The sequence below is a fragment of the Simiduia sp. 21SJ11W-1 genome, from assembly GCF_024138675.1.
Lineage (GTDB): Bacteria > Pseudomonadota > Gammaproteobacteria > Pseudomonadales > Cellvibrionaceae > Simiduia.
Genome location: NZ_CP090959.1, coordinates 1,675,181 through 1,687,556, shown reverse-complemented (window position 1 = coordinate 1,687,556; position 12,376 = coordinate 1,675,181). Strand labels below are relative to the sequence as shown.

At 54.8% G+C, this 12,376-nt stretch carries 12 protein-coding genes; 3 read left to right on the top strand and 9 right to left on the bottom strand.

The features are described from left to right. Positions 1 to 19: 19 nt before the first annotated feature. On the top strand, positions 20 to 547 hold the full coding sequence (locus L1F30_RS07425; RefSeq protein ID WP_253361225.1) for a cytochrome b: 528 nt from the start codon (positions 20 to 22) through the stop codon (positions 545 to 547). Between the two features lie 284 nt (positions 548 to 831). On the opposite strand, the gene L1F30_RS07420 is transcribed toward L1F30_RS07425, so the two are convergent. Both L1F30_RS07420 and L1F30_RS07415 read right to left on the bottom strand, forming a co-directional pair. Further along, positions 832 to 1,590: a sulfite exporter TauE/SafE family protein gene (locus L1F30_RS07420; RefSeq protein ID WP_253361223.1), complete on the bottom strand. Its 759-nt coding sequence runs from the start codon at positions 1,588 to 1,590 to the stop codon at positions 832 to 834. A gap of 112 nt (positions 1,591 to 1,702) precedes the next feature. Next, on the bottom strand, positions 1,703 to 3,514 hold the full coding sequence (locus L1F30_RS07415; RefSeq protein WP_253361221.1) for an HDOD domain-containing protein: 1,812 nt from the start codon (positions 3,512 to 3,514) through the stop codon (positions 1,703 to 1,705). A gap of 138 nt (positions 3,515 to 3,652) precedes the next feature. Here L1F30_RS07415 and L1F30_RS07410 point away from each other — a divergent pair, with 138 nt between their 5' ends. Both L1F30_RS07410 and L1F30_RS07405 read left to right on the top strand, forming a co-directional pair. After that, positions 3,653 to 4,204, top strand: a complete 552-nt coding sequence (locus L1F30_RS07410; protein ID WP_253361219.1) for a hypothetical protein — start codon at positions 3,653 to 3,655, stop codon at positions 4,202 to 4,204. 81 nt (positions 4,205 to 4,285) lie between these two features. Then, entirely contained in the window at positions 4,286 to 4,807 is a 522-nt protein-coding gene (locus L1F30_RS07405; RefSeq protein WP_253361217.1) for a prepilin-type N-terminal cleavage/methylation domain-containing protein, read from the top strand. Between the two features lie 146 nt (positions 4,808 to 4,953). Here L1F30_RS07405 and L1F30_RS07400 read toward each other — a convergent pair whose 3' ends face one another. The 7 genes from L1F30_RS07400 to L1F30_RS07370 form a co-directional block, all read right to left on the bottom strand. Beyond that, entirely contained in the window at positions 4,954 to 5,670 is a 717-nt protein-coding gene (locus L1F30_RS07400) for a DUF4124 domain-containing protein (protein WP_253361215.1), read from the bottom strand. A gap of 144 nt (positions 5,671 to 5,814) precedes the next feature. Then, positions 5,815 to 8,475 carry an aminopeptidase N gene (gene pepN / locus L1F30_RS07395; RefSeq protein WP_253361213.1) on the bottom strand — a complete coding sequence of 887 codons (2,661 nt, stop codon included), beginning with the start codon at positions 8,473 to 8,475 and terminating at the stop codon, positions 5,815 to 5,817. Between the two features lie 9 nt (positions 8,476 to 8,484). Then, the gene (locus tag L1F30_RS07390) at positions 8,485 to 9,321 is read right to left on the bottom strand and encodes a DUF2797 domain-containing protein (RefSeq protein ID WP_253361211.1); all 837 of its coding nucleotides are present in this window, start codon (positions 9,319 to 9,321) and stop codon (positions 8,485 to 8,487) included. Next, positions 9,321 to 9,575, bottom strand: coding sequence for a YeaC family protein (locus L1F30_RS07385; protein WP_253361209.1), 255 nt, complete (start codon positions 9,573 to 9,575; stop codon positions 9,321 to 9,323). Before L1F30_RS07385 ends, L1F30_RS07390 begins: the two co-directional genes overlap by 1 nt. A 16-nt stretch (positions 9,576 to 9,591) precedes the next feature. After that, positions 9,592 to 10,470: a rhomboid family intramembrane serine protease gene (locus L1F30_RS07380; protein ID WP_253361207.1), complete on the bottom strand. Its 879-nt coding sequence runs from the start codon at positions 10,468 to 10,470 to the stop codon at positions 9,592 to 9,594. Between the two features lie 2 nt (positions 10,471 to 10,472). Then, positions 10,473 to 11,429 carry a metallophosphoesterase gene (locus L1F30_RS07375; RefSeq protein WP_253361205.1) on the bottom strand — a complete coding sequence of 319 codons (957 nt, stop codon included), beginning with the start codon at positions 11,427 to 11,429 and terminating at the stop codon, positions 10,473 to 10,475. 20 nt (positions 11,430 to 11,449) lie between these two features. Further along, positions 11,450 to 12,331, bottom strand: a complete 882-nt coding sequence (locus L1F30_RS07370) for an NAD(+) kinase (RefSeq protein WP_253361203.1) — start codon at positions 12,329 to 12,331, stop codon at positions 11,450 to 11,452. Positions 12,332 to 12,376 lie beyond the last annotated feature (45 nt).

The following is a 12,376-nucleotide window of genomic DNA, read 5'->3' as shown; positions in this document are numbered from 1 at the left end:
GTGCGTAAAAGGAAAACCTATGAACACCGAACGCTACCACTTAGTTAGCCGCAGCCTCCATTGGTTGATGGCGCTGATGATTTTTGGCCTGATTGCCGTGGGCAATTACATGAGTGGACTGGATCGCGATGCCCCCGGGCGGGTTGATCTAATCCTATTGCACAAAGCCACGGGCTTTGTATTCATCTGGCTGTTGATTGCCCGCATCGCCTGGGCCTTTAAGAAACCCGCGCCCAAGCTGCCGGAAGCGTTTAGTAAAACAGAGCGAGTATTGGCAAAATCTACCAAGCACTTGCTGTATTTATTAATGGCCATTGTGCCCCTAAGCGGCTGGGCAATGGCTAACTTTGCAGGCTCTGCTATCAAGTTCGGGGGCGTATCTGTGCCTTTGTTGTTCGAAGAAAACCGGGCACTGGCAGGCTTTTTTCATGAAGTGCACGAATATGCACCCTGGGTACTGCTGGCCGTTGTAGTATTGCACCTAACTGCTGTGCTCTATCACTTATTTGAAGGCGAAAAGAAAAGCATATTAAGCCGCATGCTGTAAATTGCCTGGCCTTGCAATCCTCAACGCTTGCAAGGCCTGCACCAAACCGGCAGCCACTGGTTCATTTGGAGCTTTATTGCGCCCCGCACTTACCATTGGCAGCCAACTTTTCACACCTACCTCTCACCAAACAGAACGCCCGCTAGTCGTTTGCAGCTGTGCTTAGATTGCCCAGTTACTTTGCGGGCTTTTGTGCATCTGTTTCAGCTACTTTTCAATTCATGTACTTTGCAATTCAGGCATCTTTCAATTTAGGTACTTCCTAATTCAGGCACCTTGCGAAACTAGCCGCTGAGTAAAGCGGCGGCACTCGCCACCAGAGTCATTACCAGTAAAAACCATTTCAACACCCGCTGCTCTACCTTAATGGCAAATTTCACCGCAAGTTGTGCACCGAATATGGCCCCCACGGCCAGCACCAGGCCCGGCACCCAGGCTACCAAATCATCAATAATAAAAATTATGAGTGCCACTAAGGTAAAGCCCAGTGCGCAAATCACTTTGAGCGCATTGGCGCGCACCAGATCAAAACGCAAGGCACCGGTAATGGCCGCCAATAACACAAACCCCACACCCGCCTGCACAAAACCGCCGTAGAAGCCCGCAAACAGCAAACCCACAAGCCCCAGGGGAGACTCTGCAACGGTTTTGGGTTTTTCATCAGCGCCCGGGGCCACCACCGAAGGGCTGATTAAAATAACCAGCGCCATGGCAATCATGGTGCCCAACAGCAAAGGCTTTAGAATCTCGTTCGGCGCAAATACTGCAGCCAACGCGCCCAAGGCACCGCCAATGAGCGTGGGCATCACAATGGGGGTAACGGCGTCCCAGGGGAGCTTGCCGTGTTGATGAAAGCCCCGCACGGCACTCACACTTTGAAACAACACCCCTACCCGGTTGGTGGCATTGGCCACATCGGCGGGCATGCCCATCACCATGAGCGCAGGCACCGTTAAATTACTGCCGCCACCGGCAAGGGTATTTATGATGCCGGCAACAAATCCGGTTACCAGCAATAACAGATAATAAAGTTCAATCGGCATGACATTCCCCCAGCAACTGGGAGAGCATGTTAATGACTTGTAGCGCTCATAGCGAGCGCCGGGCAGTAATGGCAGATGTCAGCCTCTGCGGCACAGATTTGTTACCGGGCTATTAGGCGGCATCTGTATGAATGGCTTTGGCCGTTGCCTGAAGCTCGGGCAGCCGTGTGGCAAACTCTTCCAACACCGGGGAGATTTTATCAGGCGCAACCGCCATGGCCTCGGCAATGGTGCAAGCAAAAGCGTTTACAGCAGTGCGTGTTTTTGCGGCGGCATCAACTTCGGGCGCCCCACTTTGGCTAGCGGCAGGCACTGCCGACAACGCCAATAAAAACTCTTCGGCATCCAGCAATAGCTGGGCCTCAGGCATCATGGCCACCTTGTCTACGGCCAGTTGGCGCATGACAACGCTCACCGAGCGCGGCAGTTGCCACTTGGCGAGTAGTACCGCGCCCGCCTCGCAAGCATCTACACCGAGTTTGAGTTTTTCCATGGCCAGCAACTCCTGGGGCAACTCATTGCCGGTTAAGGGCGCAAGCAGCGCTTGCATGCGTGCGGGAAAGCACTGCACCAATACCAGCCGGCCAATATTGTGCAGCAAACCCGCCAGGTAAATATCTGCCTGATCTTCACTTGATTTGCCCAGTTTGCGATACACATTAGTGGCAATCTGGGCTACCCCTAAAGACATCAACCAAAAGCGCTCCAGCGAAAATGCCGGGCAACGCTCAAGCTTAAAACTGCCTGCGGCCAAAACAGCCAGCGCCAGAAATCGCAGTTTATCAACGCCGAACACCCGCACCACCACTTCTTTGATGGTGGCCGAGCGCTTCATGCCGTAATAGGCACTGCTGGCAATACTGATTAGCTTGGCCGTTAATACCGGATCTTGCTCTACCAATGCGGCAATTTTTTCAAGGCTGGCATCGTCGTCTTGCACCATGCCCAGTAGCTGCGAGGCAATGGCCGGTAAATTCGGTAAGCGCTCGGGCGTTATGAGCACTTCTACATCTATGTCTTTTGACAAGCGCCGGTATTGCGCCTGAAATTTTGCCGGCGTTACCCCCTGCCAACCCTTAAAAGCCCGCTCAAATGCCGCCCGCTCTGAAAAGCCCAAATAGGCCGCCAAGCGATCAATGGATTCACCGTCACACAGGCGGGTTACCGCCTGACTATTGCGGTATGCCGTGATCAGCTCGCGGTAACTCAAGCCCTGCTCTGAGAGCTGCCGGTTTAGGGTGCGCTCGCTGATGGCAAGCTCTGATGCTACCCAGGCTTGCGTGGCCGACTCCAACGACGGTATTGCGTCTAAAAGCTGGTAGATCTGGCTTGCCAAACCTGCATCACCACCTGGGCGCAAAAAGCTTAAACTGTCGGCAAACAGGGGGAGTAATTTGGCGTTGTGGGTCACAAAGCGTTGGGTAAGCAATTCCGGCGAAAAGTGCAACTCAGCCGCCTCGGTATCCGCCACCGCGAGGGATTCGCTGTAGGCTCCCAGCAGCCCCAAAGCTGCCTCTTCGCGGGCGGGCACCACCAGTGAGGTCAGTTTGGCCCCGCTGCCCCAGGCTTGGCGCGCCAAATGCCAAAGCAGCGCACTGCCATAGACCACAAGCCAGGGCTGAGGGTGCTTTAACTTCAGGCAACCTGAAGTGGCCTGGGTAAGATCAACGCTGAAGCCCGGCAACCAACTGGCCATCACCCCACCGTGGGCACTTAACGCCTGCTGCAAATTGGGATTTGCCAACCACCAATAGCCCGCCACACCCAGCTGTGCGGCCTGCAGCTGCTGGAAGTAACGAAACCAACCCTGCGCCCCCACATATTCCTGTAACACACCCGCCTTCACCCAAGGCGCGCCGCCAGAGGCACAATCAAGGCCTGGCACCAGCACTTTGGCCGCCAGCGCCTGCTCAGCCAGTGCCAAAACTGCACCTCTGCGAACCGAAGCCGGCCCGGTAATGGCAATGAAAGTTGGCGGAATTGATCATTTATTCGGCGCCTTAGGTCGTGGGGAAGTAAACGTGACTGCCATACACTCTAGCTTATTAGACGGAGGCAGGTGATGTCGCAGCAACTCATATGGAATCTGGCGGGCATAGTTTACAAAGAGCGCGCGGTTAACTTTTTAAAGCGCTTTGAGGCGTCTTTGTGCGTATTTTCAGGCTCTGTAGAACAGGTGTACGCAAACTATAACATCTGGCCCGTGACCGCAGACAACAGCAAACTGCTGGTGTTGCCCAATCAGGATGCCCACCACGATACCTACCAAGCCATTTGCGCCGATGCCGTTATTCGCACGGGCCTGTTCATTGTGCCAGGTGAGGCGCTGGGTAAATCGGGCTTGATGCTCGGCAAACGCAATCGCGGTACCGGCAAGTTCCAGTTCACGCCCTTGGCCCAGGGCCTTAAGGCCGTGGCCGAGCGCATGCCCAAAGGTGAGCCGTTTTTACCGGTGATCACCAACAAAGACTTGCGGGAGCTAAACAAGTCATCCCCCATTTTGCATTTGCACCGGGTTAAGCCCTCACTATTAAAAGATCTTTCGCGCTTTGATGCCAAGTCACTTGAGGCCACTATTCAGGCAAAGATGGATCGCTATTTATTGGTTGCTTAAGCACAACTAAGCACCACCGCCATTGCGCATTGGGGTGCTGGCATAGCTGAAATAGCTCAGCAAACCGGCTATGCTAGCGCCATGCGCAAACCAACTGTACCTCAGGCTAAAAGCCACCCTTTACTGCCCGTTCAAGCAGGTTTTACCCTGGTTGAAATGATGATAGTGCTCGCCATTATTGCCATATTGGTGACGCTTGCCATTCCCAACACCAAGGGCCGCATGACCCGTGTGCAAATTGATGAAAGCCTGGAACTTGTTAAGGATTACCAGCAGCAGGTAGTGGCCTACTACAAACTCATGGGGGAATTCCCTGCCAACAATGAAACACTGGGTATGCCAAACCCCGATAAAATTGTGGGCAATTATTTAGCGGCCGTAACGCTGGCAGACGGCGCATTGCATCTGGAATTAGGCAATAAAATTGCCGAGGGGCAAACGGGCAAGGTGGTAACCCTCTACCCCGTGTATGTGGCAGGCTCCCCCTTAAGCCCTGTGTCTTGGGTGTGCGGCTTAAGCGCCGTACCTGAGGGCATGCAGGGTGCTGGAGAAAACCTGACAGATATTGAACTGGCCTACCTGCCCACCCGCTGCCGCTATTGAGGGCTCTTACTTGCCAGCAGTTAGCACAGGCCAGGCAGGTAACGGCAAAAAAGTACAGGCCAAAGTCAAACAGAATAAAGCCAGTGCGCCTAATGGCTCACTGGCTTATTTTTTAGAAAATTCGCTAAAACGGGCTAAAACACACCCTAGAGTTCGCGCTCTACTTTGCGCATATCGTTGCGGAATTTTTTCGAGCAGGCACGCCACTGGCGACGATCTTTTGCATTGCGCGGGTCTGTTGGGTCTAACAGCGGCTCGCGGCCACACTGATCAATCATCCTGCGCTCAAGCTCGGCATGCACCTGTTGTAACCGCTGGGTTTCTTCGCCGCTTTCGCGAATCACTTCGGCTGTGCTGCTATTTTGCTCTTCCGCCCAATTGATGGCGCAGCGCAATTCACGCATGCGCTCGGTATCGCGCGCCATACTTTGCTGGTATTGGCTATTTTGCTTGGCACTGTAGGCAATACCACCGCCCGAGCCCTGGTTGAGTTTACGGCGCGCACGCTCTTGGCTGGATTGCTCGATATCACGCAAACGTTCACGCCAGTCATCCAGTTTGGATTGCATATATTTCGCGCGGTACTCTTCCGAATGGCGGCTTGAACCTGTGTAGCTTGTGGGCAGGCGAATATCTCCACAATAGGCATTGGTGCCCACATAGCGCACCGGCGTTTTACCACCGGAACTTTTTACGTGCACGTCTTCCACTTTGGTGTTTTCAGATTTTTCCTTGGGGGGAAACTGGGAAAAGGTTACATTGCCGTTTTCATCCACTATTTTGTAGAGCTTTTGTGCCCACACCTGGCTTGCAGCCAATAAAAATCCTGCGCTGCAAATTGCAACAATTACCTTGGGGGACATGCTCGCTCCTTTCTTGTCACCGGTACTTTTTCATTAAATCTAACGGCCAGCAGGCTGGTTACCCGCAACGGGGGTGGCCGCCGTGCCCTCGGGTGTGAAACCTAGCCCACAAATTTACCACAGCAGGCTCGGGCTGGCACCCGTTTAGGCCAATGCCTTGGCCACCACCTCGTACACATCTTTACTTAACGGCTGGCCGTTAATACGCGCTAGCGCCTCACGCATCAACGCGCCGCGCTCACCGAACTTACGCCACTGCGCCAGTGGCGTGACCAGGCGCGATGCCAACTGCGGATTGGCCTGATTCAGGCGAATAATCACATCGGCAAGCCAATGGTAGCCACGGCCATCAGCGCGATGAAACTGCCCCGGATTCTGGCTGGCAAAGCCTGCCACCAACGCACGCACCTTGTTGGGGTTGGTCCAACTGAAACAGGCGTGTTCAGTAAGCGCCTGAACATCGTCCAGCGCCTGCGGCACGTCGCGGCTCGCTTGCAGCGTTAACCATTGATTCACCACCAGCGCCTCATCGGCCCATTGCGCGTAGAAGGCATTAAGGTGTGCCTGCACCACGGGCTCTGGGTGAGCCGCCACTATGGCCTTCAGTGCCGCCAGCTGATCCGTCATATTGTTTGCACCCTGGTAGCGCCTAACCGCCTGGGCCAACGCCTCGGCATCACCGGCGCGTGCAAGCATTAACAGCGCGGTATTGCTCAGGCTTCTCTGGGCAACAGCTTCGGCGTTTACCGCATAGGGCTGGCTGATATCGTAGGCCTTGAGCTTGGCCGAAAGTGGCACGGCCAAAGCCCGGCCCAATGCCGCCACCAAGGCTTCACGTATTTTATGCAGTGCCAAAATATCGGCCTGTGGCAACCGGTCGTGCAGATAGCTTACAGAGGGCAATTGCAACATATACGCCATAACCGCCGGATCCAGTTCGGGATGCTCAAGATTTGCCGCCAGCGCTGCCACCCAGGCATCACCTGGGGTAATTGCACCTGCAAAGTCATGCTCGGCATCAAAGGTTTGTAACGCGCCTTTTACCGCACTCACAGCCAGTTCCTGTGAGGCGCTCCAGCGGTTGAACAAATCCGTATCGCCGGTTAACAGGCGAACCAGCTCGGCCTCTGTGTATTCGTAACGCAGGTTCACTGGCGCAGAAAAGCCCCGCAGCAATGACGGAACCGGCGCTTCTTTCACCCCGGTAAAGGTGAACTCCTGCTCCGCTTCGGTCAGCTCCAGCATCATTTCTGTGTTGTCTGCCGGCAAATCGTCAGGTGTGTGGCCTTTGAGTTGCAGCGGCAGTTGGCCTGCATCCCCCAGCAGGGCAATACGCACGGGAATATGAAACGGCGCCTTGGTGTCGGCCTCAGGCGTGGGTGGGCAACTTTGGCTAAAACGCAGGCGATATTGCTGTGCGTTTTCATCATAGTGCGCCGCCACCGCCACCTCTGGCGTGCCGGCCTGGGAGTACCACAGCTTGAACTGGGTGAAGTCGCGCCCGCTCACATCTTCCATGGCCTGCACAAAATCATCGCAGGTCACTGCCTGGCCGTCGTGACGCTCGAAATACAAATCTGTAGCGCGGCGAAAATCTTCCGGCCCAAGAAGGGTTGCGAGCATGCGAACCACTTCGGCGCCCTTTTCGTACACGGTAAGCGTGTAGAAGTTTGATATTTCTATAAACGAGGGGGGCCTGACCGGGTGCGCCAAGGGGCCGGCATCTTCTTTAAACTGCGCAGTGCGCAATAGGTTTACATCTTCAATGCGCTTAACGGTTGCCGAATTCATGTCGGCTGAAAATTGCGCATCGCGATAAACGGTAAACCCCTCTTTTAAACTTAATTGAAACCAATCGCGGCAGGTTACGCGGTTGCCAGACCAGTTGTGAAAATACTCGTGCGCCACCACCGCCTCTACGCGCTGAAAACCCACATCGGTGGTGGTTTTCGGGTTGGCCAATACACAAGAGGTGTTAAAAATATTGAGCCCCTTGTTTTCCATGGCACCCATATTGAAGTCATCTACCGCCACAATCATGTAGATGTCCAAATCGTATTCGCGGCCGTACACGGTTTCATCCCAGCGCATGGCGCGCTTCAAGGAATCAATGGCGTGATCGCATTTATCGAGATCTTTCGGCTCCACAAAAACTTCAATGGCAACCTTGCGGCCAGAGGCTGTGGTATATGCATCACGCACACAGGCAAGCTCGCCTGCAACCAGTGCAAACAGGTAACTGGGCTTTTTATGGGGGTCGTGCCAAGCGGCAAAATGGCGCCCCGAGCCCACCTCTCCTGCCTCAACTAAATTACCGTTTGAGAGCAGTACCGGGCAGGTGGTTTTATCGGCCTCGATGCGGGTGGTGAACACGCTCATCACATCGGGCCTGTCTAAATACCAGGTGATTTTACGAAAGCCCTCGGCCTCACACTGGGTGCAATACATGGTGCGCGAGCGGTAAAGGCCTTCGAGTGCGGTGTTGTTTTCAGGGTCTATCACCACTTCTGTGGTCAACCAGCCGGGTTCGGAAATGCCCGTTAGAATCAACTGGCTGCCTTCAATGGTGTAGTCTGCCGGGGCGAGCGCGCGATCATTCCAGCACACGCGCCGGGTGTCTAGATTTTCACCGTCTAACACCAGAGTCTGCTCACCGCGCGCCTCATTGGGGCGGATTTTTAACCGCGCGGTCACACGGGTGGCGTTGGGTTTGATATCTACATCCAGATGCGTTTCATCAATCCAGTGGGTGGGCGGCTGGTAGTCGGCCAGATAGATAACATTGGGCGCTTGCTGCTCGGTCATGAATTTACCTCAAAAAGAAAACGACACTTGGTAGCCTGTGTACTTACGCAGGTTAATCACGCCGGTATCCAGTAACCAGTACTGGCCGCGAATGCCTTGCAACACACCGGCAATTTCCGGTGTTTTTTCTGCATTGTGCGAGGTGATTTTGCCCGGGTATTGGGCTACCGGGTAGTTAATGTGTTGCACCGCCGAGCCATCCAACAACTGAATGGCCTGTAAACCAAACTGCTCTTGCAGCTCGCAAATGGCGGGTTCGGCAAGCTCTGCCAACCGCTCGAATTCGGCGTGCATGTCAATCTCGGGCTGGGCATTTTTGAGCATGGTGCGCCAGTTGGTTTTATCGGCCACATGTTCTTTCATGGCGCTTTCCAACAGGCCCGCTTGCTGACGGGTGGCAACGCGCACCAGCGGCACGGCACTCACCGCGCCCTGATCAATCCAGCGCGTGGGCACTTGTGTGCCGCGGGTAATGCCGATTTTTAAACCCGAGGAATTGGCAAGGTACACAATGTGATCGGTCATGCAGTGGGTTTCGGCCCACTCGGGTTCGCGGCAGGTGCCTTGATCAAAATGGCACAGCTCCGGGCTCATAATACAGCGATCACACTGGGCAAGCTTTTGGAAACAGGGGTAACAAAAACCCTGGCTAAAACTTTTTTTAGTGACTCGCGCACAGTGAATGCATTCGATAGTGCCGGTAAAGGTGAGCGACACAGGCTTACCCAAAAGCGGATTTAACGGCACACAGGCATCACCCACCCGCATACTGTAATCCACTTCAGCCTCACTGCCTGCGCCCAACCGGGCGCCCATTTTACGTAAACTTCCCTCGAAACGTGGCATCAGTGTTTCCAGGTTACGGGCTGTTCGTCGTCGCCAGGCTCACCACAATGCTGGTGCGGCTTAGGCGGTATAAACCCTGTGTGCTGCTCGGGTGGCAAATGCTTGTGTTCATAGGCGATGACTGCCTGCATACAGGTTGCGCGCTGCTCTTGGGTAAGCGCGCGGCCATCGGGCCACTTGCCCAATTCAATTGCGCGCTTTAGGTTTTCGTACACCTCTGGGGTTAAATTATCGAGCAGGGTTTTGTAATCCATTTATAGAACCTTAAAATTAATTTCGGGCCAGCAGCTTTGCCCGCAACACATCAAGAAAACCAAACAGCAAACCACCCAGCAGCCCACCGAGATGCGCGCCATTGGCCACTTCGCCATCAATAAACGTATCTACGGCGCCGGTAAAACACAGCACCAACCAAATCAACATAAACCCGAGAATACCGGGCGCCACGCCAAAGCTTTTGGCAGGCCACAATCGCGCCCACACCAGTATGTAACCCACATAGCCATACAACACGCCCGACATGCCACCAAACAACGACGGCCCGCTCATGGCATATTGCATAAAGTTGGCACCGAGCGAGGCAAACAGGGTGAGCGAAATTAACCACAAGCCGCTGCGCTGCAACTCTATGCGCCGGCCAAACTCCCACACCCACAGGCTGTTAAAGAGCAGGTGAAAAAAATCGAAATGCAAAAACATGGGCGTGAGTAAACGCCACCACTGGCCCTGTTCCAGGGCGCTGGCCAAGTCTGAGAAGTAGAGCGCGTTGCCGCGCACGCGGGCTTCGGTAAATGTAAGCTGGGCAATCGTGCTGCCTTGATCAAACTCCACCAACAGCGCACCGAGCGCGCTCAACACCAGCAGACACAAAGTAACCGGCGGCCACTGCCGGGCTTTGGCAACGCGCGGCATAGGGGCTGGCTTGCTATCAATCTCCAGCTCGCTATCAACCTCCAGCTCACCGCGCCCGGCGGCTTGTAAAATTTCCGCCAATATTGGCAGGTGCGCCTGGGCCTGCAACCAGATGCATTGCCGCCCCGCCTCTTCACTCACCCAGCAGGGAATGGCGCGTGCGCGCAGCGCATTTATGACCGGCGCTAAATTGACATCGAGCGGCAACCGCTCTGCACAAAACCATTGGTTACTCATTGCTAGGGCGTATCCACATTCACCCAGGTAAATTTCTCCGGGCTTAGTTGAGTTTCATCGTCCATGGAATAAGCCACCAGACGGCCGTATTTCACCGCACTGTAATCAAGGCAGGCCAGATTGTCGGCAATGGGCTTAGGCCTGCCGGAAAGCCAGTAGTGGCCCACAAATAACGGAATTTCCGATTTGCCGTAGCGGGTGATTTTTAAATGGTCTTCCGCGCTGATGGGCTGGCTCGCAATGGCTGCGGGTAATGGGTCTGGCTGGAAGGCCAAGTCGCCGTAGGTTTTTGGTTTACGACCCCAAAAACGCGCCCGGAATGAGCGCCGCTCAAAACCCTCGGCGCTGCGCATGGCAGTGCCTTTTGGCAGCGGCAAATCGCGCCCGCGGGTTAGGCGGTTGATACACAACCACTCAAACGATTGCGGATCTGCCACGGCGGTTAAAAATGCATCGTTAATGCAGTGATCGGGATAGCGCTGCTTGAGTTCATCAATTACCCGCTGATCCCAGCAGGCATGCACCACGCGAAAATGCGGAAATTCCAAAAATAACGGCAAACCTTTAAACCATTCGAGGTAGGCCGCCCATTCTTCTGGGTGATCTTCAAACTGCGCCAAGGTCTCGGCAATCAAGCGGTTGTGGCGCTCTGTGTGATCACGCAGATAGCTGCGCTCGCAATCAGCGGGCGCCGGGGTGTGGTAGGCGATGGCATCAAACTCGTGATTACCCATCACCATTTGTGCAGTGCCTGCATCGCACATGGCTTTAACGATTGCCAGCGCCTCGCGCACCCGGGGCCCACGATCTACGATATCGCCTGCAAAAATGGCCTGCCGGCTAGGGTGGGTAAACACACCGTTCACCGAGGTATAACCTAACTTATCCAGCAGGCGCTCCAGGGCAAGTGCACACCCGTGTACGTCGCCGATTATGTCGTAGCCGCTGTACGCCGCCATTGGTGAACCTCAATACTTCGTCAGTCTACCAGGTGACTGCCCCACCCCAACTTGGTGCGGCAGGTTTCGTAAAAGTTGTGATTCAGCGGGTGAATCAACTGCAACCGGTGGGGCTTTTTGTGCACGTGAATTTCATCGCCGGGTTCGGCAACCACATGGGTTTGGCCGTCACAGGTTACGTGTGGCGAGGTGGTGTTGTGCTCGCCCACCAAAATTTTAATTTCGCTATTGCCGTCTACCACAATGGGGCGGCTGGATAGGGTGTGGGGGTTCATGGGCACCAGTACAATCGCCTCGAGCCTCGGGTGCATGATGGGCCCACCACCACTAAGAGCATAGGCCGTAGAACCGGTGGGCGTGGAAATAATAAGCCCATCTGAGCGCTGGCTATACACAAACTGGCCATCGATATAGAGCTCAAATTCGATCATGCGGATAAATTGACCCGGGTGCAGCACCACATCGTTAAGTGCGTCGCCCTGCCCCACGGCTTTACCGTTGCGGGTAACGGCCATATCCAGCAAAAAACGCGACTCCATCATGAATTTACCGGCCAACACTTCGGCGGTTTTCTCTTCAATTTCATCGGGTGTGATGTCGGTTAAAAACCCGAGCCGGCCACGGTTAACGCCCAGCAAGGGCACCTTGTGCTTGGCCAGCGAGCGCGCCGCCCCCAGCAGGCTGCCGTCGCCACCCACCACAATTACCAGGTCACAGCGCTGACCCAAGGTTTCGCGGTTGGCCACTTCACAGTTATGGCCCGGAAAATCCCGCGTGAGCGTGTCGTCTAGCAAAACGTGCTTATTTTCGCGCTCCAGGAATTTGATTAGCCGCTTCAAGGTGTACACGGCGCGATCGCCGCCCAATCGACCAATTAATCCAACCGTGGAAAACTCTGCCATGTTATTGACACTCTGCTCTTAGGGCAGGACAGTATAACGTCTGAT